Raw genomic sequence first — 24,301 nt, 5'->3', positions numbered from 1 at the left:
CGCCCTTATACATATCTTGGACTGACAGGAACTGCATGGAACTCTCCGATCAACGATAACAATCTGTGTCATCAGACTGCCAATGTGATCGCGCAACCGATAGGCGAGCATCCGGAGAGGGATCGGAGAATAGGTCTATCCAAACGACCCCGCAGCACATAGCGTGGAGGAAACGGCCCTATGACCTATCCGATTGGATATTTACCTGTCCTTCAGGCAGGCTTCATACCATGCGTTCAATGATTTATTAACGCATCCATGTGTGGTTGGGGGAAGACGGAGATTTGAGATGAAAGTTCTTATTGCTGACGACCACGAGCTTATTTTGGACACGCTCGTCGCCTTCATAGATGCCGCAGGTGGGATCGAAGTTGAGACCGCGCCGGATTTTCCCGCCGCGAAATCTTTGATTGAGAACGACGGAGCTTTTGATCTGGTCCTTCTGGACCTCAACATGCCCGGCATGAACGGGTTGAGCGGGCTTGAAACCTGCATCGCCTTGGACGGCGCCCAGCACGTGGCCTTGTTTACCGGCGATACTTCGCGCGATCTAGCGCAACGCGCGCTGGAACTTGGGGCTGCTGGTTTCGTCCCCAAAACTCTGCCGGCAAAATCCCTGGTGAATGCGATCCGCTTTATGGCAATGGGGGAACAGTACCTTCCTGCGGGGTTCATGAACGCAGAGCAGCCGGAAGACTCACATCCCATGGCCCAAAAGCTGACCGAGCGCGAACGGCAGGTTCTGAAAGGGCTGACTGAGGGCAAATCCAACAAGGAAATCGCCCGTGATCTGGACCTGTCCGAGCCGACGATCAAACTGCATATGAAAACACTCTATCGTAAAGTCGGTGTCAGCAACCGAACACAGGCCGCCCTGGCGGCGCGCGAAGCTGGATTGTTCTAAACCTCGTTATCCGAAGGGATAGGGTGCGCTCCCAATCCCCTCACCCCCTAGCCCGCTGGGCAACTGAACAGCGATGGGATGCGGTGTATCACCCTTTCAAGAAAGGGTTTTTCTATGCCGCAACAGATTTCGAACACCTCTGAATCCACGCACGACACGCAATTTCTGAATTGGGCGCGCATATCCCGATCCAACTTCAGATCGCCCGGGTGGCGTCGCATCGTAAAAGGCGGTCGTCTCAGCGATGCGGGCCGCCTCCCGCGCTATGTGGCGCTGTTCCTTTTGGGGGCAAGTTGCATCTGGGCCCCGATCAGCGGATATCTGGCAACCGCGCCTGTCAAATACACCTCCCACGCCTCACTTATCCTGCCCGGATCCGGCGCATCGGCATCGGTCAATCTGGCCAATATCGGTCAGGCGTCCTCTTACGCGAATTCAGCCTTTGCCAATGGGTCGATCAGCCCAACCGAGACGTACAAACGTCTGTTGTCGGCAGATCGCATCCTCGATGCGGCTGCAAAGGCTGTGGATGCTGATCGGGATGCGTTCGGCAAGCCGCGGGTACAACTGGTTGATCAAACCAGCCTGATTCATATCGAGCTTCAAGCGGCCTCTCCTGCTGATGCACAGCAATATGGTGACGCCTTAGTGGTCGCCTTTTTCGCTGAGATTGACGCCCTGCGCGCCGACGAAATAGCCACGCGCGAGGCCAGCAATACGGGCGCGATTGAAGACTACACCCGTGCAATTCAGACGACGCGACACGAGATCAAGCAACTGCAGTCGCAAAGCGGTCTGATATCAGTCGCGCAATACCAAGAGCAGGTCGCGGCAAATGACAGTGCAAAGCAGCAATTGCGTGCGCAGGAGAGCGAACTCGCACGGCAATCTGAACGTGTCGCCGCGCTTCAGGTCGCGTTGGATCTGCCGTCTGATGCAGCGGCGGCAACGCTTAAGCTCTATGCCGATGCTCAGTACCTATCCTTGCTTGAGGACGTGTCGGTGGGGGCTGCAAAGCTGGCACAAGCCGATGCGACCTACGGAGCACGCCACCCGATCTATGTGAATGCTCAGAACGACTATGAAGGCGCGCGATCAGTAGCTTTGCAACGAGCGTCGCAAGTGACTGGTCTGGCGGTCGAGCAACTCGGCGGGTTGGATCGTGCGCCGGAAGGGCAAAGAGCCCAATTGCTAAGTGAATTGGTGCGCGAAGACGCCTTGCGTGCCGGGTTGGAGAAGCATGTTGCGACGCTGCGTGAACAAGTCCGTCTGGATACTCTGCGCTTGTCAGACCTCGCACCCATCGCCGCCGAATTGGAAGACCGGCAAAGAGATTTCGCCGTGGCGGAAGCCGTGTTCGCCTCTGCCATAGCCCGATCCGAGTCGAAAAAGACCGATGTCTATGCCTCCTACCCCTTGATCCAAGTGCTCGAGAATCCTTCGCTGCCGACACACCCATCTTCACCGAACAAGAAAATATCGATTGCCGCCGGAATCGCTGCGAGCCTTATGCTGCTGATGGGTTTGACGCTGGCCTGGATCCGAAACCCATTGATTTCAAAGCTGCTGAAGGACCAGAAAGAGGCCGCTGCATAATGCACGTGTCCCCTCAAACCCCAGCCGAAAAAATCGTCTGGCATACACTGATCTGGACATGGCCACTCTACGGGCTTGGCGCGCTTTATGTCGTCGGCCCGGTTCTGGGTTGGACACTGGCTGCGATGGCCGGGTTGTCGCTCTATCTCGGTCCGGTGATCCGCTCGGATATGCAAGCAACGGGCCCTGTGCCTGCCGTGGTTTGGGTCTGGAGCGCAGGCATGCTGGTGATGCTGGTCTCACTTTGGGCAGGCCATGCGGATTGGAACCTAGGCACAACCAAAACGATCAAATCGAGCATCGGATGGGCCAAAGGCTGGGCGCTGATACCGTTGTTCATCCTTGCCGGAGCAGTGTTGCCAATCCGACGCGAGCTTCTGGTCAGAGGGCAAAGCGTTCTGGGCCTCTGGACCTTGTGCCTTTTGCCGTTGCTCGCTGTCGCCCCCTATGTGGGCCTACCGCACCTGTTGTTTACGTCCCCGCTGAAAGCAGTAGGCGGTCCGGGACCCGAATATTTCTCGGTCTACCTTTATACAATTGACCCAGCCAGCGGCACGCCGCGCTGGCAGTTCTTTGCGCCCTGGTCTCCTTTCGCCGCCCTGCTTGGTGTCTGCTTGGTCTTGTTTGCGTTGGAGGAAAAACACCCCAGGTGGAAGATCATCGGATTGGCTGCGGGTGTTCTGATGATCTTGATGTCCAAGTCCCGTATGGGTTTAGTCGGATTGGTGTTCTGCTCAATGTCACCCCGCCTCTTGCCCCTTGTCGCCCGCAGCTTGGGGTGGGTCTTATTGTCGTCAGTCACAACAGCCGTTGCCGTTCGGGGTGTCGCCTTTGTCGAGTTCGGGAACAGAGCCCTCTACAGCTTCAAATCCGCGCGCGCCGACAGTACCCGCGTGCGCGAAACTCTGCAGCGCATTGCGTATGAACGGTGGCAATCGGATGCAATGGTTTTCGGGCATGGCACAGTCAGACCCGGAGCGCATCTTGTTGAATACATGCCGATCGGCAGTCACCACACTTGGTACGGGCTTTTATTCGTCAAAGGTCTGACAGGATTTACAGCTTTCCTTGTGCCTTTGTCAGTTCATTTCTGGGTCGTCACGCTGGACGCAATAAAGTGTGAACGTGGCAAGCTTCCGCTGGGACTACTGCTTACCATTGTCCTCCTAACTTTTGGAGAAAACGTTGAGATTCAAACCTATTTGCTCTGGCCAAGCCTCCTAATGCTCGGATGCCATCTAAGAGAGGTCAAATCGGTAAATCGGGGAAACTGACATGTCGGCTGGTTTGTTGAAACGCAAGCGCGGTGTTTGCCGTTGCTTTTCAAGGGCGGATCCTTCGCCGCTTTTTTTGGGGCATTGTGACTCTGAACGGTGCGCGCTTCCGAACCCTGGAACCAGTGACCTGACCGTGCAACGCCCTTCACTCCGGCCTTGAGCGGCGCTAGTCTCTGCCCTGAACAACGCTGAAAGGAGCCACCCGATGTCCCTCTTCTCAAAACTCTTCGGCGGCGTTGAGAAGTCCAAGCCAGATCCGGTTTCTTACAAAGGGTTCGAGATATTCCCCGACCTGATGGCCGAGGGCAGCAAATTTCGCCTGATGGCCCGTATCGAAAAGACCATCGGCGGAGATCGAAAGACACATACGGTGATCAGGGCGGATGTCTTCGACAGTCGGGAACAGGCCGAAAGCTTTAGTATAGCAAAGGCGAAACAGGTCATTGATGAGCAAGGCGACAGCATTTTCAGCTAGGGAGGTCCTAGCTTGAAGCCTGATCTACGAGCGGAACCGATGAGTATGCTTATGCGTATAATTCTGAACGGACTCAAAAGGTTACCATTGGTCAAACTTTGTTCGGCGAAGAAGTAGTCGTGCAGCAGTTTATCTGCCCTGTTGTTGTGTTAGCTGCCGTCGCAAAGCGCATAAAGCGGGCAATCGCGTAAAACATTGGATTGCAGGTTTGTCCCCAGAGGGGGTGATCGGTCATATTTGTCGGGCTTTAGCTTCGAACCCATAGCCGATGCGTTGGGTGTCACTTTCCAGGAAAAATCGCTTTGCCGGAAATCCGCGCGGCACTTATTCGGGCAAACCGGCCAAACGCAGAGACGCGCAGTCTTTCTCCAATCGTTCTGCATCAGAGAAAAGCTGAGTTTTTGCCCAGTCCGATATGGAAAACTGAGGGCGGTATTTCATCACATTCCGCGCCTCATCGCGAGCGGCCTCAACGTTATCCGTTTCCATGTGTACGATTACGAGGTCGAGGTGCCCAAAGCCTTCAACTCTTTGACCGTATTCGGTGAATGCCTTCTTGGCTTCCTCATATTGACCGTCGAGCCGAAGTGCCAAACCCAATACGCCAGCATACCAGCCCGGATAGTGAGGGTTGAGAGTAATGGCTTGCCGCGCCACGCGGATCGCTTCTTTTGCCTGCCCATTGAATGCCAATGTAATCGACAGCCTTGAAGCCACATCAGCGTGGTTTGGATTTAGCTGCAGTGCCTTGTTGAACTTCCCGATAGCAGATTCCAGTTTACCGTCGATTGCATCCGCGAAACCCGCAATTGCGTGAGCCTCTGGGTTGTAGCTGTCTATCTCCAGAGCACGTCGAGCGCAGTCGCGGGCCTCTGCCAGCGCCGCATTTCGGTCTGCTACAAAACCGTGCCTTGCTTCGACAGTACAAATGAACCCCAAAGTGCAATATGGCGCGGAGTAGCCAGGATCCAGGGAAATTGCCTGTTGAGCAAACCGACGAGCGTCAGCCTGTGCTTCCTTAGTTATTCTGCGCGAGGCTTCCACAGCTTGCAGCTGAGCAGTCCAGGCATCCAGATGTTTAGTCCCCGAACCTCTGAAGCGGGCCATCTCGCCCGCCAGTAATTCGACTTGAAGTTCAGTCGCAATTCTCAGGGCAATTTCATCCTGAACCTCGAATACGTCTTCTATCAGGCGATCAAACCGATCTGCCCAAATGTGCATTCCGGACTTCGCATCGATTAGCTGCGCGGTAATTCGCACTCGACTACCGCTTTGGCGGACACTTCCCTCGAGAACAAGATCGACGCCCTGCTCCAGTCCGACTTGTTTCACGTCTACCGAGCGCCCCTTATAGGCGAACGTAGAGTTGCGCGCGACGACCAGTAAGTTCGGGAGTTTTGACAGAGTGGTAATTATCTCTTCGGTAATGCCATCGGCAAAAAATTCCTGATCGGGGTCGGAAGAAAGATTGTCAAAGGGTAGAACGCCGATCAGCAATGACTTCGAGTGACTGGCTGGAGTCACTCGCGGTGGGGCGGAACCGGGTGGCGACCATTGGAACACTTCCACTGGTGACGGGGCATTCTTGAACTGCCGTTCGCCAGCGCGGTGGAATCGCTCGGCGAGCCTCTCATCAAGGCTGCGATGGACGACATCGGAAATTAACACAGCCTCTTCGTTGGAAGCCTCTTGTAGCCGCGCGGCTATGTTGATCCCATCGCCGAAGATGTCATCTTCGTCAAATACGACATCTCCCAGATGAACGCCCACGCGAAGTTTAAGCGATGACTGGGCTGACACTTGGCTTTGAAGATCGAGGGCGCACCGCACTGCGTCCGAGACCGAGCTGAACTCGACCAGCCATCCATCGCCCATCCTCTTCACGATATTGCCGCGATGATCACTTACCAATGGATCGAACAACTCTCGACGCAGGACACGGAGTTCGCTGAGAGTCCTGTTCTCATCCGCCTTTATCTGACCCGAGTAGTTTACTACATCGGCCGAGAGTACTGCGGAAAGTCTGCGGTTCCCGTTCATGTCTATTCGTAACGCATAACGCGTTGCATGGAAAAGACATCTTATTTTTAGAGACTCTGCACAAACGCCAACCGGCCACTTTGTGGGCAAACCTGTTCCAATCTATAATTTTCTGAACGGCCGCTGTTTGGAATAGTTTGTCGTAGTTGACTGAGCCTACCCAACTGATCTGGTCCATGGTTGCATTGAGGAATCTGGGGCACGGCATGTCCCGTCTTGATGCAATCAGGCAGATTGTCGGCGCTTAACAGCCCCACCACCGCTGAAGTAACAAGAACGGTGGAATGGGTGTTGATCAATATAAGGAACTGGAACCGCTTAAGAATGAAAGCGAACGGCTGAAACGCGCAGTTTCAAAATCAGACCTTGGACAAACTGATCCTGACGGTGACGGCCATCCGTTGCTCGACGACCGAAGAGAGAGGCTCCTGCAAAAACAATGGGAAGGTTTGCATCGACAAGAACGGGCACGCCCTGCCAGGGGAACTAGGGAAAGAGTTGTCAAAGCCAATCTGCATCGATGGGTTCATCCGCGCCTGCAATCGAGAACGTCGCGAACTCAACGCATCTGGCAAGCCGGTCGGAAAGGAGTTTGAATTCGCAGCAGGAGAAGCCACCAAGCCGTTCAAGCGGCGTAATGGCCGATTTATCAATCATTCTTTAGGTATTTGAAGGAAATTCAAATCTGGAGTTAAACGGATTTTCGTTTCTCTGGCTCGAAAAACCGCAAACAGTTTGAAACCGCAGCAAAAGCCTGCCTCTAATGCCTGCTCCTTGGATCCGGATCGTACAGAAAATACCTTTGTCACGCTCCACGCGTTGTGCCTGCTACAAAGGCCTGTCTTTCGGGAAGTTTTTGTTTTGGCTTATTTTTCATTGCTTTAAACTTGCCAAACAAACGAATTATTCCTGCAAGTACATTTCTCGACCAGCCAGATTCGTCTCTTTTTTGGTTTTCGTGCTAGAGTAGTTTTCTGAACAAGTTCTACTCAACACTAACCTCCTCAGGTGGCCGTATGTCTGCGCATTGTCAAAGTATTCGGGATGAAATTGAGACGCTTGAGCAAAGTATTGAAATTCTCGATATTCAGATTCAAAACACTGTTGACCCAATACAAAAGTCTGCGCTTTTTCGATTTAGAAAGCAGTCGCTGTCACTGCTTCAGCGAAAAAGGGGGGCTCTTAAGGCGTGTGAGGAGAGCGGGCCCCCATTGCCGCAAGTTCCGGCGGATATGTCAGATTTCGGTTCTGAGGTGACTCAAGGTATCCCTGGTTACGAGCTTGTCGCGGGTAAAGATACTCTTGCAAGAATATTTGTTGGTCGCCGCCCACCCGTAGTTGTTATGGCATCAGAACTTTTGGATGACGCGGACTCTGACTATTCGTCTAAAGCCCTCGGATTTGATCTGAATTCCCTTCCAATCCATTCGTTGCCCTTCAATCCAGCCCGGATTGATTATGCCGAACTTGAGATTTCCGGCCCATCTGGGACAACAGTTATTCCAGGTGATATTGGTGATGGCGTATTCTCAAATGATACCAAGAGTTTCTCCGAAGACGACAATATCAACTTCTATATCCGCGGTCGGGAAATCTCAAAGCCTGGACGGTATCGTTTTACTGCACGGCTTTATCGCAACGGTACTCTTGTCGGCGAAAAGTCTCTTGGGCAACCACAGTTTCATCCGACGAAGGATCTGCGAATTCTTGTTGTCGTTGAGATCTTTCCCTTTCCTGCAGAGAAATGGGAAATTCTATTTCAGGCTCTGGAGGACTTGTCTCGAATTTTTCCTATTCGATCAGGTTTGGCGCCTCTGGATGGGGATCAGGAAGCCGGGCTGCGCTACCGAATTGAGCCGATACCAATTGATTTCGCGTGGCCTGATCGGACTCCCGTTGCGCAGCGCCTGGCCGAATTCAACCAGGAGCAGTCTGCTGCTGGCAGGCCGGATCGGGCCGAGCATGTCCTGACAATACGCACTCAACAACCCGGAGAAATGCCGCTTGGCGGAAGTGCCCAATCTGGACCAAACGGGAGCATCGCGGGGGTTACTCTGAATGTGGACCCTCCTATGGACAATTCGTTCGGCACCTTAGTTTCCCACGAAATTGCGCACAACTTCTTGACTGTGCCTCACGTTGGTGACGAGGGCGTAGCGCTCAATGAACCAGCTGCATTCGATTTAGTCGCTCGCAAATCAGTAGGGAATCCCAGGGCGTTAATGTACCGGATTTACAATTTAACTCCCAACGGAACTGCGTTTCTTGTTCCAGACTCTTGGCGCACCATCCGAGAACGCCTGCTTACTAGGTCCAGCACAGGCAATGACGAGTGATTTGACTTCGGGTATTTGGCGACCGTGAGTTTGATGTGATTTCCTTGTGTGCTGGTGGTTTGCCAAAGGATGAACTGCGTAATTCTGCTGTTCAAAACTGGGGTCTTTCGCTTTGAACCGAAAACCGGCCAAGAGATTTGGAGACTGCTTAACCGAAATCGAGAAAATCTGGGTCACGCCGGAGGTATACCAGACCCAGATATTTTGGGCGAGAGAGACCTTGGTGATTAATGGAGAGGGCCTAAGCGACAGGCTGGCTGTCTAAACAGTTCAATAATTCAAGTTCACATCACGCCTGAAATAGACCCGCGCTGCAAGCAAGCTAGAGGGGACAAGAGCAACGCGGGCCCCCCGAAGGGTGGTAGTAAAAAGGATGTAGCGTTGTGGCCTGAACCGGCCCCGTGTCGTAGCGCCGCAGGCAAGAAAAAACCCGCGCTGCTGAGGGATAGGAGCAAGCGCGGGGCAAGTGTTCGGGGTGACAGGTGTACGCCGCTGCTGGCTGATCGGATCAATCTTGCAAACACTTTGCGCAGCACGACAGACCGGATCATCGGCATAGTACTTCCGTTTGCAAAGAATTGGAGCAACTTAGATGCAGGATTTGCTTGGTGTTTTTTGGGTGGCCGCGTTTGTTTGTCTGCTCGCATTCGCCTTCATAGCGGTTTTTTGTTTGGCTGTCCCTGAAACGCACAGGTTGCGAGCAATTGGTTGTGTTGGGTGTTGTTGGCCTATGCTGCTGCACCGGTTCTTTCGAAAAGACTAACGGAGCGAAACGGCTTGAGATTTATGGTTGAAACAGGTCGCCGTTGTTAACGTTGTTTGGTTCCACGGTAACGTTGATAGCGGCAGGTAGAGCTGCTTATTCGCTGTACATGCAGCGACCGAAGACAACGCAGATAGATTAGTGTCGAACGATAAGGCGGACTGGAAAACACTAGGAAGGCGCAAAACGATGTCTAGGAGTATGCAACAGCGATGGATGGATTGCCTTGGTCGCAGTCAGCACCTTTCTTCAAGCTATCCCTACAGCGTTAGCGCTGCTTTAATAAGTTCATAATAAGGAGCAAAACATGATCGAGTTTAGCATTATTGCGTTGTCAGGACTTTGCCTTCTTTGTGCGGCTCGTCAACTTGGTCTTGCAGAAGGCAAATGTGAAGCCGCACGCCGCCTTCGCTATACCTTAGTTGTCTTGATACTCTGGCCACCCGCGGCCACCCTGGCCCAATCACAGGAAGAAATCAGCGTAGCGAAAGCAACACTGTCTAGCCTACAGGGTATTTCTTTCAACAATGACACAGAGTATTGCGGCTACCTTGCATATGACCCAGCCGGGAAACTTGTTGCTACTCCTGCTCAACGTGGCGACAACAAAAGCTGCGTTTGGGATCAAGCAGAAAATGGTTTGGTGCTTGTCTTATCTTACCACACGCACGGGAGGTTCGACCCGGAATATAGTTCGGAAGTTCCAAGCGTTGCAGACATTGAGGCCGATGAAGACGAGGGCATCGACGGCTTTGTGTCAACTCCGGGTGGACGTTTGTGGTACGTCGATACGGAGCGAATGGAAGTGAGACAAATCTGCGATATCGGATGTTTGCCAAAAGACCCTGGTTTCGTTCCGGGTTTGGAAGGGGAAATCTCATCGGTTTACTCTTATGAAGATCTTCTCGAATACGAGAATGACTAGTTGGGGCAAAGAGCCCACGAAACCGTTACCTTGCTACGATACTGAAGACTACAAGTAAGAGGATCCGAGGAAGAGAGCGGTTGACACTCGCGTGAACGGTTCTTTTCCCCTCGGATTTTCCTGCGCTGACAACACTCGGTCTTCTTGCTCTTGCGAAGACTGAAGGCCAATCACCATGTTGTGGAAACAGAAACTATGTTGGCGTCCCACCCATCCGAAGTGCTGTGTGCAAGGCGGGATGGGTCACTTGCTGCCTTTGCGACATTTTCTTCCATCCTCGCGCAGCAAGTCGCAGACGGCACAGTTCGGACGTTCAGTTCCGCTGGGTGAAAAGGGAAAGCGCGGACAAGGTGAAATTTCGCAGCGGCTGCGTCAATCTCAGCAATGGTAGTCTTCACAAAGTCTTGCCGCACGGATAATGGGCCGACAAAACTTGTGCTCATTCATAGATCGCCGCGAGTTATCCTTGGCTCTGTCCGGGCTCTTTCTTCTATCCGTTCTTCACCAGTTGTGGACGTTCATCAGTTGTCATTGCCCAATAGATTGCCAGATCGAAAGATCATATCTGGTCGAGGAGCACGTCCGTGGATCTGTACAACGCTTTTTCTGTGCCGTCCGAGGCCTCTAAAGCTTGGAGGTGTACGTCTTGCAGCTTGCAGTTGTCGAGGAAAATCGCGTTGTCCAGCGCTACCGCCAAACCAGCAGCTTGATAATCCACACCGAGCACTACGCTACTGGATTCCTTAAGTGATCCATTTTGAATCATTTTTCCTTCCAATTGGTTTTGAAAACCCAAGTGGTGGTAATGATGGCAGGGCAACCTAAAGACAGAACATGAATTGCTTCTGAAATCAGATGTTGGACTTGAGAGATTTGGTAGCGGAGGAGGGACTTGAACCCCCGACACGCGGATTATGATTCCGCTGCTCTAACCAACTGAGCTACTCCGCCTTGAGTGAGAGGCGATTTAAGCGAGGGGCCCGGGAGGGTCAAGAGGGAAATCAACCAACCTCAAGATTTCTTTCACGCCTGCTCTGATGGCTTGTCCTGCAAGGATGTCTGGGGGGATGTGGTCGCTTCGGTCATCCTGCGGATGAAGGCGGCACAGATTTCGGGCTCTGTGATCGGAATCATGTGGCCGAACCCGTCCAGCTCTTCGTAACTCAACCCGAATTCGGTCATTGTCGGCCCGTGCAGCGGCGGCGACAGTATCGCGTCTTGGCGGCCATACAAGATGCCCCCTGGGACGGTCAGATTCGGATAGCGCGCGACCTGCGCGTTGATACTGGCATCGACGCCGGCGACGTCCTGAGAGGCCGTGACAAAGGCGGAGGGCCGCAGGCCAAGCGCGCCACCTGCCCGGTCCAGAAAGTCATCAGGCGGGGTTTCCGGGTCAAACGCGGCACTTAACGTGTGCGGCGCGGTTTTGGACGCAAGGGGAACGGCAAGCGTGTTGCCGATCAGGCTGCGCATCCATTCGGAGCGGATCTCGAGCGGTTTGAAGATCGCCGGGGTTTCGGGCAGTTTATGCGTCAGCGGCGCCAGCAGCGCCAGACCAGCGATCCGGGCCGGGTGGTCCAGTGCCATCGCCAGTGAAACCGCGCCCCCCAGTGAATGGCCGACCAGAACGGCGCGGTCCACGCCTTTTTTGTCCAGAAACTCGGCAATCATGCCAGCCTGGTGGGGCAATTGCGCCAGCTCGGCCGTATCGCGCGTTGAATACCCGCATCCCGGCCGGTCCAGCGCGATAACGTGGTAATCGTCGGCCAGAAGATCCACCAGCGCATAGGCAAAGTGCTGTAACTGCCCGGCCAAGCCGTGGATCATAACGATGGTCTGCGCCTCGGGGTTTCCCTTTTCCACATAGTGGATGCTGCCGCCGCGAACGGGTGTGATCTGACCTAGCTGCGGCACGGTTTCAAGACCGCGGCGGGTAATCTTCCGTGTCCACAGGTTCATGACAAACAGGAAGGCAACAAAAACGGCGATTACGATCAGAACGGTTGTCATTCAGTTTTCTCCATTGCCAAGGGCGGCGGGTCTGTATTGCTCCAACCCTGATTGTGCCATGCGTTTCTGAAACTCGGCAACGGTGCCGGGCCACAAGGTCGTGTTTCGGCCTTCCGCATCCATGTACCAGGATGTACAACCTCCGGCCTGCCAGACGCCGTCCGCGTGGCGGCTGTGCATTTCCCGCGTGAACGCCGCCTGTTTTGCGGCGTCAGGAGTGATTGCGGACAGCCCTTCGCGCTGCATCTCGCTCAGGACCCGGCCGATGTGGCCAACCTGGGCCTCGATCATCAGCACGACCGAGTTGTGCCCCAGCCCGGTATGAGGCCCCAGAAGCAGGAAGAAATTTGGAAAACCCGCAACTGCGGTACCCAAATGCGCGCACATGCCATCCGACCAGGCAGAGCGCAGCGTCAGCCCGTCTGTACCGGTAATGTCCAGACGCTCGACCACGTCGGTTACGTGAAACCCGGTGCCCCAGATCAAAACATCCGCCTTGGTCCGGGTGCCATCCGCCGCGATGACCGTGTCACCTTCGATTCGAGCGACGCCCTTCGGAACAACGCGGAAATTGTCGCGGGCCAGGGTCGGGTACCAATCGTTCGAACTCAGGATACGTTTGCAGCCGATCTGGTAGTCGGGGGTCAGAATCCGCCGTTCGGCCGGATCGGTGATGGCGCGCTCCAATGCCTTTCGCCACATTTTCAAGGCAAAATTCACCGCGCGTTCCTCACCGCGAAACACGCGGTGGCGAAATTCGAAGATCATGAATATCAGCTTGCGCCGAATGCGGGGCAAAATGGGAAACCGGGCGTAAAGGCTGCGCACCCAGGGCGCAATCGGACCATCCGGACGCGGCATCACGTAAGGCGCACTGCGTTGAAAGATCGTGACGTGGCCTGCAATCTTGGCGATCTCGGGTACAAACTGAATGGCGGATGCGCCGGTTCCAACGACCGCCACGCGCTTGCCGGTCAGATCGACATCGTGATTCCATTCGGCCGAGTGGAAACTGGGCCCCGAAAAACTGTCGGCGCCGGGGATATCCGGGATGCTGGGATAATGAAGTGCACCAATGGCCGAGACCAGAAACCGCGCCGACCAGTACTGGCCATCCATCGTTTCAACTTGCCATCGCGTTCCATCCCACCTGGCCGATTTCAGCTCCTGCCGGAAATGGCACAGGTCATACAACCCTTCCCGACGCGCGACATTTTGCAGATAAGCTTGGATTTCCGCGCCACCGGCATATGCGCGGCTCCAATGCGGGTTGAGATGGGTCGCCATGGAATACAGATGCGACGGCACATCACAGGCGACACCGGGATAGGTATTATCGCGCCATGTCCCCCCGATATCATCGGCCTTTTCCAAAATCGCGATATCCTTGATGCCGCGCTTGCGTGCCTCAAGCGCCATCGTCAGCCCGGCAAACCCGGCGCCGACGATCAGCATCTGTGTTCTGTGGTGCATGAGTGAGTGCCTTCTGAAACAACCCTGCGTTTATCTGTTGCAGATGTATGCACTTGCTTGGCTGTGAAGTAGGTCACACAGGTAACAATGACCCGGCGTCTTTTCGTTACGCAGGGACAAAACTATTTGGAATGACCCGTGTCGCTTATTGCAAGCACATATCGCAATCAGAGAGGTGGTTGCGCCGCGAATCCGTCAGTTTGTTTCAAAATTGGAGGATTGCCCCTTGACCACTCGCACTGCCACGCGTTCCGGCGGACGTTCTGCCCGCCGAGCCCAACGCACCGCTCCAAATTTTGACATGCTGCCGGGCCTGACCCGAGGCATTCCCGTTTGCGAAGTCATGGACGCAACCCAGGTAGAACGCATCGACAATGCGGCGATGGACATTCTGGAAAATGTCGGCGTTCAGTTCCGCGACCCCATCGCGCTGAAAGACTGGAAAAAAGCCGGAGCCAAGGTTGACGGCGAACTGGTCTATCTGGACCGCAATATGGTGCGCGAGCTGATCTCGACCATTCCGGCGCAGTTCACCTATCACGCGCGTGATCCGAAAAAGAACCTTGCACTGGGCGGCAAGCACGCGATCTTCGTGCCGATGACCGGCGCGCCATTCCTGCGCGATCTGGACGATGTACGCCGAAACCCGACGCTGGATGATCTGGCGATGTTCCACAAGCTGTCGCACATGATGCCGGCGCTGCACAGCTCGGCCCATCACATTGTCGAGCCCTACGACCACCCGATCAGCCAGCGACACCTGCGCATCACCTATTCGTCGATGAAATACTCGGACAAGACCTTCATGGGCATGACCACCTCGCCCAGGAATGCCGAGGATGTGATGGATATGTGCGATATCCTGTTCGGCGAAGGGTTCATTGACGATCATCCGGTTACCACCGGCAACTGTAACGGCAACAGCCCTCTGGTGTGGGACGAAACCATGCTGGGTGCGATGCGGGCCTTCTGCCGCCGCAATCAGCCGGTTCTGTGCTCGCCCTTCGTTCTGGGTGGCGCGAACACCCCGGCATCGGTGCCCGCGACCGTGGCGCAGCTGACCGCCGAGGCGCTTTCGGCACTGGCCTATACGCAGGTGATCCGCAAGGGCTGCCCGGCGATCTGGGGACATTACCTGTCGACCGTATCGATGAAATCCGGCGCGCCGATGGCCGGCACGCCCGAGATCAGCCTTATGAACTTCATGATCGGCCAGATGGCGCGCTTTTACGACGTACCGTGGCGCACTTCGAACACTCTGGGTGGGGCCAAGACCTTTGATGCACAGGCCGGGTACGAATCCGCCACGACGCTCAGCGCGGTCATTCACGCCGGGGCCAACTATATCTGGCATTCGGCAGGCTGGAACGAGGCGGGCATGCATTGTTCGGTCGCCAAGTTCATCGTCGACGCCGAACAATGCGCGATGGCTTGCCGGATGGCGGAAGGTCCAAAGTGGCACGATTTCGATCAGGCCCTGGCAGCGGTTCCGGATGTGGGGCCCGGCGGGCATTATCTGGGTCATCCGCACACGCAGGACAACTTTCAAACCGCGTTCTTTATGCCGGAGCTGTTCGACAACAACTCGATCGAACAATGGGTCGCCGAAGGCGAAGTTGAGATCACCGAACGCGCCCTGAAACATGCACGGAAACTATTGGCCGAATATGAAGAACCAAAGCTGGACGAGGCCAGGAACGAGGCCCTTCTGGACTATATCGCGCGTCGCGAAAGGGAAATCCCGGCGGCGGACGAGTTGAACCAAACATACTGATCCACACTCCCCGTACTTGCCCACCCGTCATCCGGGTGGGCCCTTTTTTCCGGTCAAGACACGTAAACCAAGATGAAGATCGCCGAACTGCATATCTACAGCCACGACCTGCCGGTCAAAAACGGGCCCTATACCATGGCCAACGCTCGGGTCTGGGCGCTGGACACCACGCTGGTCAAAATCGTGTCGGACAACGGTCTGATCGGCTGGGGCGAGACCTGCCCGGTTGGCCCGACCTATGCCGAGGCGCACGCCGCCGGGGCGCGCGCCGCTCTGGTCGAAATGGCCCCGGGCCTTATCGGAACAGAAGTCCTGCCTCTGGCCTTGCATCGCCGGATGGATGGGCTGTTGAACGGTCATGGCTATGCCAAGGCGGCCGTCGACATTGCAGGGCACGACCTGCTTGGCAATCACTTGGGTGTTCCGGTTTCCGATTTGCTGGGTGGAGCGGTCTCGGAAAAGGTGCCGTCCTATTATGCCACGGGCGTCGGCGCACCCGACGACATCGCGAAACTGGCTGCCGAGAAAATGGCCGAAGGCTACCCGCGTCTGCAAATCAAGGTCGGAGGTCGCCCGGTCGAGATCGACATCGAAACCATTCGAAAGGTCTGGGACGTGGTCAAAGGATCGGGTATGCGTCTGGCCGTCGACGGCAACCGGGGCTGGACCACACGAGACGCCCTGCGGGTCAGCCGCGAGTGCCCCGAAATCCCCTTCATCATGGAACAGCCCTGCAACACTATCGAAGACCTGAAAAAGATCCGGCCTCAGGTCACGCATGGCATCTATATGGATGAAAACAGCACCAGCCTGAACACCGTGATTTCGGCGGCGGGCACCGGTCTGGTCGACGGGTTCGGCATGAAGGTCACCCGCATCGGCGGCCTGCATCCGATGCGCGCCTTCCGCGACATCTGCGAGGCGCGCAACCTGCCCCATACCTGCGATGACAGCTGGGGCGGGGACATCATCGCCGCTGCATGCACCCATATCGGTGCAACCGTTCGGCCCGACCTGCTGGAAGGCGCCTGGCTGGCTGCGCCATATATCGAAGGCAACTACGATCCCGAAAACGGCATCCGGGTCGAGGCCGGGCATATCGCGCTGCCAACCGGGCCGGGGCTGGGCGTGGTTCCTGATGAAAGCCTGCTCGGCACACCTGTCGCATCATTCTAAAAAATGGATGACGTTATGAATCTGAAAGGAAAATCGGCTCTGGTCACTGGCGCGGCTGGCGGCATCGGGGCGTCAATCGTTCAACGCCTGCGCAACGCCGGGGCGCGGGTCGCCGTCGCCGACCGGGCTGTCGATGCCATCGAGGCCGAGGCACATCTGCCCGGTGATCTGCTTGATCCCGAATATGCAGACCAGCTGCCCGGCGCAGCCGCGTCCGCATTGGGCGGACTTGACATCGTGATCAACAATGCGGGCGTCATCACGCGCGGGTCGGTCACGGATACGACTGATGCGGATTGGTCTCTGTCATTGGGTGTCAATGTCGAAGCCCCGTTCCGCATTTGTCGTGCGGCAATTCCGATCATGGCGGACGTTGGCGGCGGGACCATCGTCAACACCGCGTCCTGCTGGGGGCTGCGCCCCGGCCCCAATCATGCGGTCTATTGCATGACCAAGGCGGCCATCGCGTCCCTGACCCAGTGCATGGGTATGGATCATGCCCATCAGGGCATCCGGATCAACGCGGTATGCCCGAACGAGGTGAATACACCGATGCTGCGATCAGGCTTTGAAAAGCGCGGCTTTGACCCCGATACAGCCGTGGCCGAACTGGGCCGGACCGTGCCGCTGGGCCGGATCGCCGAGCCCGAGGACATCGCCGATGTCATCATGTTCCTTGTCTCGGACGCGTCGCGCTATGTTTGCGGCACGCTCGTCGAGGTCAACGGAGGAAAACCGGTATCATGAGGCGGTTCGATGGAAAGGTGGCACTGGTCACCGGCGGGCGCAGCGGCATCGGCAAGGCCATTGCCCGGCGTTTGCACGACGAAGGCGCACGGGTCTTTACCGCCCAACGTGGAGAGGACACCGAATTCCACGGCATCGCTGCGGATTTCACCCTTCCCGACAGCCCGGCACAGGTGGTCGGCGAAGTGATCGTGAAAGCCGGGCGTCTGGACGTGCTGGTCAACAACGCCGGCATGATGCAGGAAGCCTCGGTCGAGGGAATGAGCGTTGAGGACTGGCATCTCAACCTGACGGTGAACCTGACCGCCCCGTTCCTGATGATCAAAGCCGCGCTGCCGCATCTGCGCGACACAAAGGGCGCAATCGTCAACACCGGATCCATCGAAGGCCTGGGCAGCAATCCTGGTCACGCCGCCTATTGCGCATCAAAGGCAGGGTTGCACGGCCTGACCCGCGCCGTAGCCGTGGATCACGGGGGCGAAGGTATCCGCTGCAACGCCGTCGCGCCCGGTTGGATCGATACCGAATTGAACGAGGATTTCATCGAATCCATGCCCGACCCGTCCGCATTCCGTCGCGACATCGCCAAGATCCACCCGGTGGCCCGAACGGGACGGCCTGAAGAAGTTGCAGCGCTCGTCGCGTTTCTGGCGTCCGGGGATGCGGGTTTCATCACCGGGCAGGTCTATACGGTGGACGGTGGGCGCATGGCCAAGCTGAGCTTGCCCTGACGCCCACACGTCATTCCTTGCCGGACCGCCATTCTTTCCAGATCAGATAGCTGTTCGCCCCAAGCGAGGCGAAAGGCTCGGGCGGCAAACGCGGAAGATCCGGCTGCGCCAGAAAGTGATCCGCGATCTCTGATCCGCCTTGCAGCGCCAGCTCTGCGATGCCCATGCCTTGCAGGGTGCCGCGGGCGATGCCCAGGCCGTTCTGACAGCAGGCCGAGAACACGCCATCCTCCAATTCGCCAAAGGCCGCAGACCCATTGCGGCTGAGGCACAGCATCCCGGCCCAACGATGCTCCATCCGGACATCCGACAGATGCGGAAAGCGTTCCCGGAACTTCCGGTCATGCACCCAGCCGGCATTGCGCAACCGCATCCGGCTGGTTTCGATCGTCGGGTGAAAACTGGATCCGGTGCGGATCAAAATACGATCCCCGTAGCTGCCCGAAATACGCCGGACCGAGGTGCCCATCGGATCCGCCGGGGTGACCGACCAGCGCGGTTGCCCGCCCAGTGTATTGATCTGTGCCTCGGTCAGCGAGGTCGTGATCGAGGCGTAGAGGCAGATATGCATCAATTGCCGTTGGTAAAATCCGAAGCTTTCCAGATGGCCATTGTTGGCCAGAACGATCCGCCCGGTGCTGACTTTGGCCCTGGCGGTGTTGACCACCCAGCCTGCGCCCTGCTTTTCAAAGCTGATGACTGGCGCGTTCTCGAATACGTTGATTTGGCCAGCCAGTTGGCCCGACAACGCCCGTACATAGGCTGCGGGCTGGATCATCACCGTCCCCGGCGCAAACAGCCCCGAAACATAATGCGGGCTGCCCGTGATCTCTTGCATCTGCTTTTGGTCATACAGCGTGTGCGGCTCACCCAGTTTGGTCAGATGCTCGGCGAAGGCGCGGTTATGGGCGTCTCCTGCCCGTGTGGCGGCCGCATTGTATTTTCCGCAAGGGTCGAACATTTCCTGCGGCAGGTCGCAATCGGCGGCGACCTCGGTCGCGAAAGCGATGGCCTTGCGGTTCAGGGCAATGGCGGCGCGATCCGCTTCCAGCCCATCGCCTGCGTAATTGTCCGAGGCCAGATCATGCGGCAGGTCGATCATGAATCCCGAATTCCGCCCCGCCGAACCATCGGCAAATCGGCCCGCTTCCAACAGGGCGATCTTCAGCGAAGGGTCCAGTTGGTGCAACCGCCGCGCCGCCGTCAGCCCGGCAAACCCTCCGCCGACAATGGTGATGTCGGCGGTCAGGTCCTGTTCGAGCACCGGCAGAGGCTCCTGGGGCGGCAGGATGGCATTCCACCCCGCCGGACCGGTCTGCCGCGGCAGTCTTTTGGCCTCGTATCGTGTCAATCGACGGCCTCGTCGGCATCGTCTGCAAGATCGATCCAGATGGTTTTCAGCTGGGTGTACTGATCATGCGCATGGATCGAGTTGTCACGCCCGCCAAAGCCCGATTGCTTGAACCCGCCAAACGGCGTGGTGATGTCGCCTTCGCCAAAGCTGTTGACGGTCACGGTGCCCGCCCGGATGGCCCGCGCGCCGCGAATGGCCCGTTTGGCGTTGGCGGTGAAGATCGAGGCACACAAGCCATAGTCGGTGTCATTGGCGATCTTGATGGCCTCGTCAAAGCCCGACACTTCGATCACCGACAGGACCGGGCCGAAGATCTCCTCGCGCGCCAATGTCGAGTCATTGCCCGGCACTTCGACGACGGTGGCCTCGACAAAGCCTTTATCGGCCTTGCCGCCGATCACCACGTTCTCGGCCTGATCGAGATATCCGCAGACCTTGTCGTAATGCCCTTCGCTGACCAGCGCGCCCATGCGGGTTTCAGGATCCAGCGGGTCGCCGATGTTCCACTGTTTGGCGTGATGCGCGATGCGGTCCAGCAGTTCAGCTTTCACGTTTTTGTGCACGATCAGGCGCGACGAGGCCGAGCAGTTCTCTCCCATGTTCCAGAACGCACCGTTCACCACATGCGCCGCCACCCGGTCGAGGTTTTCGGCGTCGTCCATGACGATGGCAGGGTTCTTGCCGCCCATCTCAAGCACCACTTCCTTGGCGTTGCTTTCCGCCGAATAGGTCAGGAACCGCTTGCCCGTCACCGTCGAGCCGGTGAAGGAAACCATGTCGATATCCATGTGCCGCCCGATGGGTTCGCCCACGTCGGCACCGCCACCCGGTACGATGTTCAGCACGCCGCGGGGAAGGCCAGCCTCCATCGCCAGTTCGGCCATACGCAGCGCGGTCAGTGTGGTTTCAGCCGCGGGTTTCACAACCACTGAACATCCCGCCGCCAAGGCAGGCCCGATCTTCCACGCCAGCATCAGCAGGGGGAAGTTCCACGGCAGCACCAGCCCCACGACACCGATCGGTTCGCGCACCACCATGGCGATATGGTCGTCGCTGGCAGGTGAGACCTGATCGTAGATCTTGTCGATCGCTTCGGCATGCCATTTCAGGCAGTGGATGGTTTCGGGCACGTCCACGGTTTCGCAGTCATAGATGGTCTTGCCACTGTCGAGGCTTTCCATCACCGCCAGTTCACGGGCATTGCGGGTAATCAGCTTGGCCAGCCGAATCAGCACGTCCTTGCGCTCGGACGGGTGCAGTTTCGACCAGCGGCCATCGTCGAAGGCCTCACGCGCCTTTTCGACCGCAAAATCCACATCCGCTGCGCCGCAGGATGCGATATCGGCAAGCTTGTCGCCGGTGGCCGGATTCACGCTTGCAAACGTCTCACCCGAGATCGCCGGGCGGAATGCCCCGTCGATGAACGCCCCGGTCGGCAGGGTCAGGCCTGCGGCGATGGATTTGTATTCGTCCTGTGTCAGCAGATCCATGTCTCTTACCCTTCAGCCACGATGTCGGCGATTGTCTTTTTCAGCACGCGCGTGACCTGTTCCAGCGCGCGTTTGTCGTCCTTGTTCAGGCCCTTCAGCGGAGGTCGCATAGCGCCGGCATCAATTCCATTCATGGTGACGCCATGCTTGATGGTCTGGATGAACTTGCCACCCTGTTCCAGCACCCGCATCAGCGGCATCATCGCGGACATGATCCGGCGGCCTTTGGTGAAATTCCCTTCGACCACGCAGGCCTGATACAGAGCCACATGTTCGGCAGGCAGGAAGTTCGACCCGCCGCACACCCAGAACGGCGCACCCCAGGCAAAGAATTCGAGCGCCTGATCGTCCATTCCGCAACCAAGCTGGATATGCGGATAGTCGCGGGCCAGCAAATGCACCCGGTTGATATCGCCCGAGCTTTCCTTGATGCCGCAGAAGTTGCGGCTGCGGCCCACACGGTCAAGGAACTCTTCGCCCATCATCGTACCGGTGCGGTGCGGGTAGTTGTACAGCATAACAGGCAGATCGGCGGCCTTGTCGATGGCCAGCGCATTCAGCGCGTTTTCCCGATCAGTCGGCACCGAATACGGCGGGCTGGCCAGCAGGATCGCATCGGCGCCGATTTCGCGCGCGCCGGCGGCAAGGGCAATCGAATCCGGCGTCAGCATCGCGCCTGTGCCAACCACCAATGGCAACCGGCCCTTCAACTGCTCATGCGTGAACCGGGCCAGTTCCACACGTTCGTGGACGGTCTGGGCATAGTTCTCACCGGTCGAACCACCCGAGATCAGGCCATGCACGCCGTTTTCGATCAGGTATTCGATCACGTCGGACAAGGCGTCCCAATTCACGCTGCCATCGTCGTGATAAGGCGTGACCACAGGGGTATAGATCCCCTCAAACTTGAAAATCGGGTTCATTCCGTCCTCATGCAGGTTTCGAAAGGGGCGGGACGCCCATCGGGACATCCAGCGCGTCAGGCATCACGAACATCTCGATCTGATCGCGTGACAGGTTCCAGTGATCTTCGGCCAGCCTGGCCGCCGTCGCTTCATCGCGCGCCTCGATGGCTGCGATGATCGCATCATGCTGTTGGCTGGCCAGCGACAGGTTTTCCGACATTTCTCCGGTCTGTGGCCGGTAAAACGTCATGCCGATCCGGGCGTGATCGATCAACAACCGGTTGAAAGACGGCAGCAGGTAGACATTGCCGGACATTTCGCCGGTCACGTCATGAAAGCGGTTGTTGGCCAAGGCCCGGTCCTCGCCGGACCCGGACCGAAGGGCCGCCTTGAACGCCTGCTGAGCCTCTTTCAAATCATTGATCTGGGCATTCGACGCATTCAAAGCCGCCAAACGCAGGATCGCTCCGTATACCATCGGCGCGGCAAGGAAGAAGTCGCGCAGGGTGGTATAGGACATCTCGGAAACCCGGGCGCTGCGGTTTGTCCGCAGATCCAGATAGCCTTCGCCAGCCAACTGTCGAAACACTTCGCGCAGCGGCGTGCGCGACAAGCCGAATTCCTCTGACAAATGCGCCTCGTCCAGATCGGCACCCGGGCGCAGGCGCAGCGTAAGGATGGACACTTTCAGGTGCTCTCTCAGCGCGCTTTTACGAGACTTGGCTTCGTCTTTCATGCTTTGGCCTCATCCTTCTGTTCGGCGACCGCGGTCGAATCGCGTGCGGTCACGGTTTTGTATTCTATAAAAATACAACTTGTATACAATAAAAATTCGTGCAGCATGGGAGCCTGCGAAATAGACTCATGTTCCGGGCTTTGTCCCAGCTTGCAAACGGTACTGCTCATGCCTCAGACGCGGCACATCACTTTCATCCTTGTCGAGGAGTTCTCGCACCTTGCGTTTTCATGCGCGGTCGAACCCTTGCGGATCGCCAATCTTGTGAGCGGCGAAGAACTGTACCGCTGGTCCTTTGTGTCCGAACATGGCGAGCAGGCCGTGTGCTCGAACGGATCCATAACGCTGGTGCATTCCGGCCTTCAGGGCCTGGCCAAATGTGATCAGCTGTTTGTTCTGTCGGGCATTCACATGCGTGACCACGTCACCCGCCCCCTGCTTGCAACCCTGCGCCGCGAACGCGCGCGCGGCACGAAAATCGGTGCCCTGTGCTCGGGGGCATGGGTGCTGGCCGAGGCTGGCTTTCTCGACGGAATGCAGGCAGCGATCCACTGGGAATATCACGACGCGTTCATGGAAGCCTTTCCCGAGGTCAACCTGGTGCGCAGCGTGTTCGTGGCCGATGAAAAGCACATTACCGCATCCGGCGGAACGGCAACGGCGGATCTGATGCTGCACCTGATCGAACGCGATCACGGTGAGGAACTGGCCATCGATGTGGCGGATCAGATGGTCTACAACGCGGTACGCAATGCCACGGCCAAACAACGGGTTTCCCTGCAATCACGCAACGGAATGCGCAATGCGCACCTCGCCAAGGCGATCACCATCATGCAGGACAGTATCGAAACCCCGGTTTCGCCTTCGTTCATTGCAGAAGAGCTTGGCATTTCAACCCGACAGCTTGAGCGGTTGTTTGGCAAATACCTCAACACGTCGCCCAAGAAATACTTCATGGAAATGCGGCTGGAGCGCGCCCAGAAACTGTTGCTTCAGACCGAAGCATCCGTCACCGAGGTTGCCGTGGCCTGTGGCTTTGAAAACCCGGGCCATTTTTCGCGCGTCTACCGGTCAAGCTTTGGCGTCACCCCGCACGCGCAACGCAACAAGATCGACTGACAGTATCGGGTAGTGGACTTGCCGAAATCGATACGGCAGGGGATGCCGCGCTTTGTCGGCCCATGACGGGCCTGAACGGGCATCCCCCTAACCCTGCCGAGATACCCCCTCATTAAAACCGGACTAGTCAACAGATCGGCAGGATGATGTACCATTAGAATTGGATATTGGCATAAGTTTTGCGAGAACTTGTCATACATGCGATTCTTGTGCCCTTATTCGTTAATCTTTGCCTCAATTGGAGACTTTTGATTCAGCGAAGTCCGGCAACCTCAAAGTCCATATCCACTTGTGAAAAAATAATTTTTGGGTTTCGCTCATTGCTGCATTCAAGGACCGCATTGAGGAGCAGTTTTTCCGCCTTGAATCCAGCGTGTTCGTTTTCTGCGCAGCCCCAGGCATGGGCAAGGCAATCTTGGCTCAACTGCTTCGGTTGCGCGCTTCAAAACGCCAAACGGGCGTACAAGCAC

General features: G+C 56.8%; 22 protein-coding genes and 1 tRNA gene. 12 read left to right on the top strand and 11 right to left on the bottom strand.

All coding sequences use genetic code 11. From position 1 onward, the window contains the following. Positions 1-289: 289 nt before the first annotated feature. The 4 genes from ACR0C6_RS00245 to ACR0C6_RS00230 all read left to right on the top strand — a co-directional run bounded on the left by ACR0C6_RS00245 (position 290) and on the right by ACR0C6_RS00230 (position 4,252). Positions 290-904, top strand: a complete 615-nt coding sequence (locus tag ACR0C6_RS00245) for a LuxR C-terminal-related transcriptional regulator (RefSeq protein ID WP_480445952.1) — start codon at positions 290-292, stop codon at positions 902-904. 114 nt (positions 905-1,018) lie between these two features. After that, entirely contained in the window at positions 1,019-2,500 is a 1,482-nt protein-coding gene (locus ACR0C6_RS00240) for a GumC domain-containing protein (RefSeq protein ID WP_480617856.1), read from the top strand. After that, entirely contained in the window at positions 2,500-3,774 is a 1,275-nt protein-coding gene (locus tag ACR0C6_RS00235; protein WP_480445957.1) for an O-antigen ligase domain-containing protein, read from the top strand. Before ACR0C6_RS00240 ends, ACR0C6_RS00235 begins: the two co-directional genes overlap by 1 nt. Positions 3,775-3,982: 208 nt before the next feature. After that, on the top strand, positions 3,983-4,252 hold the full coding sequence (locus tag ACR0C6_RS00230; RefSeq protein ID WP_480445959.1) for an HlyU family transcriptional regulator: 270 nt from the start codon (positions 3,983-3,985) through the stop codon (positions 4,250-4,252). 324 nt (positions 4,253-4,576) lie between these two features. Here the strand turns inward: ACR0C6_RS00230 and ACR0C6_RS00225 are convergent, their stop codons facing one another. Further along, positions 4,577-6,292 carry an adenylate/guanylate cyclase domain-containing protein gene (locus ACR0C6_RS00225; RefSeq protein WP_480445961.1) on the bottom strand — a complete coding sequence of 572 codons (1,716 nt, stop codon included), beginning with the start codon at positions 6,290-6,292 and terminating at the stop codon, positions 4,577-4,579. A 366-nt stretch (positions 6,293-6,658) separates the two neighbouring features. Here ACR0C6_RS00225 and ACR0C6_RS00220 point away from each other — a divergent pair, with 366 nt between their 5' ends. The 3 genes from ACR0C6_RS00220 (at position 6,659) to ACR0C6_RS00210 (ending at position 10,316) form a co-directional block, all read left to right on the top strand. Then, positions 6,659-6,964, top strand: coding sequence for a hypothetical protein (locus ACR0C6_RS00220; protein ID WP_480445962.1), 306 nt, complete (start codon positions 6,659-6,661; stop codon positions 6,962-6,964). Between the two features lie 344 nt (positions 6,965-7,308). Then, on the top strand, positions 7,309-8,628 hold the full coding sequence (locus tag ACR0C6_RS00215) for a hypothetical protein (RefSeq protein ID WP_480617855.1): 1,320 nt from the start codon (positions 7,309-7,311) through the stop codon (positions 8,626-8,628). A 1,070-nt stretch (positions 8,629-9,698) separates the two neighbouring features. Further along, positions 9,699-10,316, top strand: coding sequence for a DUF4329 domain-containing protein (locus ACR0C6_RS00210; protein WP_480617854.1), 618 nt, complete (start codon positions 9,699-9,701; stop codon positions 10,314-10,316). A 559-nt stretch (positions 10,317-10,875) separates the two neighbouring features. Here the strand turns inward: ACR0C6_RS00210 and ACR0C6_RS00205 are convergent. The 4 genes from ACR0C6_RS00205 to ACR0C6_RS00190 all read right to left on the bottom strand — a co-directional run bounded on the left by ACR0C6_RS00205 (position 10,876) and on the right by ACR0C6_RS00190 (position 13,799). After that, a complete protein-coding gene (locus ACR0C6_RS00205) occupies positions 10,876-11,094 on the bottom strand; it encodes a hypothetical protein (RefSeq protein ID WP_480617853.1) in 219 nt (72 codons plus the stop codon). Positions 11,095-11,190: 96 nt separating this feature from the next. Beyond that, a tRNA-Met gene (locus ACR0C6_RS00200) sits at positions 11,191-11,267 on the bottom strand. Positions 11,268-11,339: 72 nt separating this feature from the next. Next, entirely contained in the window at positions 11,340-12,326 is a 987-nt protein-coding gene (locus ACR0C6_RS00195) for an alpha/beta fold hydrolase (protein ID WP_480617851.1), read from the bottom strand. Then, complete coding sequence (locus ACR0C6_RS00190; protein ID WP_480617849.1) at positions 12,327-13,799, bottom strand: flavin-containing monooxygenase; 1,473 nt, start codon at positions 13,797-13,799, stop codon at positions 12,327-12,329. A 226-nt stretch (positions 13,800-14,025) separates the two neighbouring features. On the opposite strand from ACR0C6_RS00190, the gene ACR0C6_RS00185 reads away from it, so the two are divergent. From ACR0C6_RS00185 to ACR0C6_RS00170, 4 genes are all read left to right on the top strand, one after another. Then, complete coding sequence (locus ACR0C6_RS00185; protein WP_480617847.1) at positions 14,026-15,573, top strand: trimethylamine methyltransferase family protein; 1,548 nt, start codon at positions 14,026-14,028, stop codon at positions 15,571-15,573. Between the two features lie 72 nt (positions 15,574-15,645). Beyond that, positions 15,646-16,749, top strand: a complete 1,104-nt coding sequence (locus ACR0C6_RS00180; RefSeq protein WP_480445971.1) for a mandelate racemase/muconate lactonizing enzyme family protein — start codon at positions 15,646-15,648, stop codon at positions 16,747-16,749. Positions 16,750-16,764: 15 nt separating this feature from the next. After that, positions 16,765-17,496, top strand: a complete 732-nt coding sequence (locus tag ACR0C6_RS00175; protein ID WP_480446188.1) for an SDR family NAD(P)-dependent oxidoreductase — start codon at positions 16,765-16,767, stop codon at positions 17,494-17,496. After that, positions 17,493-18,227 carry an SDR family NAD(P)-dependent oxidoreductase gene (locus ACR0C6_RS00170; protein WP_480445972.1) on the top strand — a complete coding sequence of 245 codons (735 nt, stop codon included), beginning with the start codon at positions 17,493-17,495 and terminating at the stop codon, positions 18,225-18,227. The genes ACR0C6_RS00175 and ACR0C6_RS00170 overlap by 4 nt, the downstream gene beginning before the upstream one ends. Positions 18,228-18,237: 10 nt before the next feature. Here ACR0C6_RS00170 and ACR0C6_RS00165 read toward each other — a convergent pair whose 3' ends face one another. Genes ACR0C6_RS00165 through ACR0C6_RS00145 form a run of 5 tightly spaced genes read right to left on the bottom strand, consistent with a single transcriptional unit; the run spans position 18,238 to position 22,882 of the window. Continuing rightward, complete coding sequence (locus ACR0C6_RS00165) at positions 18,238-19,578, bottom strand: NAD(P)/FAD-dependent oxidoreductase (protein ID WP_480445973.1); 1,341 nt, start codon at positions 19,576-19,578, stop codon at positions 18,238-18,240. Next, complete coding sequence (locus ACR0C6_RS00160) at positions 19,575-21,071, bottom strand: aldehyde dehydrogenase (protein ID WP_480445974.1); 1,497 nt, start codon at positions 21,069-21,071, stop codon at positions 19,575-19,577. The genes ACR0C6_RS00165 and ACR0C6_RS00160 overlap by 4 nt, the downstream gene beginning before the upstream one ends. A 5-nt stretch (positions 21,072-21,076) precedes the next feature. Next, positions 21,077-21,994, bottom strand: coding sequence for a dihydrodipicolinate synthase family protein (locus tag ACR0C6_RS00155; protein WP_152458886.1), 918 nt, complete (start codon positions 21,992-21,994; stop codon positions 21,077-21,079). A gap of 7 nt (positions 21,995-22,001) precedes the next feature. Beyond that, on the bottom strand, positions 22,002-22,712 hold the full coding sequence (locus tag ACR0C6_RS00150) for a GntR family transcriptional regulator (RefSeq protein WP_480445976.1): 711 nt from the start codon (positions 22,710-22,712) through the stop codon (positions 22,002-22,004). Further along, positions 22,709-22,882, bottom strand: coding sequence for a hypothetical protein (locus tag ACR0C6_RS00145; RefSeq protein ID WP_480617844.1), 174 nt, complete (start codon positions 22,880-22,882; stop codon positions 22,709-22,711). The genes ACR0C6_RS00150 and ACR0C6_RS00145 overlap by 4 nt, the downstream gene beginning before the upstream one ends. Between ACR0C6_RS00145 and ACR0C6_RS00140 the strand changes: the two genes are divergently transcribed. Then, the gene (locus ACR0C6_RS00140; RefSeq protein WP_171206193.1) at positions 22,881-23,831 is read left to right on the top strand and encodes a GlxA family transcriptional regulator; all 951 of its coding nucleotides are present in this window, start codon (positions 22,881-22,883) and stop codon (positions 23,829-23,831) included. The genes ACR0C6_RS00145 and ACR0C6_RS00140 overlap by 2 nt on opposite strands. A 253-nt stretch (positions 23,832-24,084) precedes the next feature. Here ACR0C6_RS00140 and ACR0C6_RS00135 read toward each other — a convergent pair whose 3' ends face one another. Then, the gene (locus tag ACR0C6_RS00135) at positions 24,085-24,255 is read right to left on the bottom strand and encodes a hypothetical protein (RefSeq protein ID WP_480617842.1); all 171 of its coding nucleotides are present in this window, start codon (positions 24,253-24,255) and stop codon (positions 24,085-24,087) included. Positions 24,256-24,301: the final 46 nt, after the last annotated feature.

The sequence above is a fragment of the Ruegeria sp. AL12 genome, assembly GCF_056540885.1.
The sequence above is the reverse complement of the archived record's forward strand: the minus strand, read 5'-3'. Positions and strand labels throughout refer to the sequence as shown.

Bases quoted from the DNA above. Each gene is read 5' to 3' on its own strand.
- ACR0C6_RS00195 (WP_480617851.1), bottom strand. From the start codon at position 12,326: ATGACAACCGTTCTGATCGTAATCGCCGTTTTTGTTGCCTTCCTGTTT.
- ACR0C6_RS00235 (WP_480445957.1), top strand. From the start codon at position 2,500: ATGCACGTGTCCCCTCAAACCCCAGCCGAAAAAATCGTCTGGCATACA.
- ACR0C6_RS00175 (WP_480446188.1), top strand. From the start codon at position 16,765: ATGAATCTGAAAGGAAAATCGGCTCTGGTCACTGGCGCGGCTGGCGGC.
- ACR0C6_RS00190 (WP_480617849.1), bottom strand. From the start codon at position 13,799: ATGCACCACAGAACACAGATGCTGATCGTCGGCGCCGGGTTTGCCGGG.
- ACR0C6_RS00160 (WP_480445974.1), bottom strand. From the start codon at position 21,071: ATGGATCTGCTGACACAGGACGAATACAAATCCATCGCCGCAGGCCTG.
- ACR0C6_RS00240 (WP_480617856.1), top strand. From the start codon at position 1,019: ATGCCGCAACAGATTTCGAACACCTCTGAATCCACGCACGACACGCAA.
- ACR0C6_RS00140 (WP_171206193.1), top strand. From the start codon at position 22,881: ATGCCTCAGACGCGGCACATCACTTTCATCCTTGTCGAGGAGTTCTCG.
- ACR0C6_RS00180 (WP_480445971.1), top strand. From the start codon at position 15,646: ATGAAGATCGCCGAACTGCATATCTACAGCCACGACCTGCCGGTCAAA.
- ACR0C6_RS00170 (WP_480445972.1), top strand. From the start codon at position 17,493: ATGAGGCGGTTCGATGGAAAGGTGGCACTGGTCACCGGCGGGCGCAGC.
- ACR0C6_RS00155 (WP_152458886.1), bottom strand. From the start codon at position 21,994: ATGAACCCGATTTTCAAGTTTGAGGGGATCTATACCCCTGTGGTCACG.
- ACR0C6_RS00145 (WP_480617844.1), bottom strand. From the start codon at position 22,882: ATGAGCAGTACCGTTTGCAAGCTGGGACAAAGCCCGGAACATGAGTCT.
- ACR0C6_RS00150 (WP_480445976.1), bottom strand. From the start codon at position 22,712: ATGAAAGACGAAGCCAAGTCTCGTAAAAGCGCGCTGAGAGAGCACCTG.
- ACR0C6_RS00245 (WP_480445952.1), top strand. From the start codon at position 290: ATGAAAGTTCTTATTGCTGACGACCACGAGCTTATTTTGGACACGCTC.
- ACR0C6_RS00230 (WP_480445959.1), top strand. From the start codon at position 3,983: ATGTCCCTCTTCTCAAAACTCTTCGGCGGCGTTGAGAAGTCCAAGCCA.
- ACR0C6_RS00215 (WP_480617855.1), top strand. From the start codon at position 7,309: ATGTCTGCGCATTGTCAAAGTATTCGGGATGAAATTGAGACGCTTGAG.
- ACR0C6_RS00225 (WP_480445961.1), bottom strand. From the start codon at position 6,292: ATGAACGGGAACCGCAGACTTTCCGCAGTACTCTCGGCCGATGTAGTA.
- ACR0C6_RS00210 (WP_480617854.1), top strand. From the start codon at position 9,699: ATGATCGAGTTTAGCATTATTGCGTTGTCAGGACTTTGCCTTCTTTGT.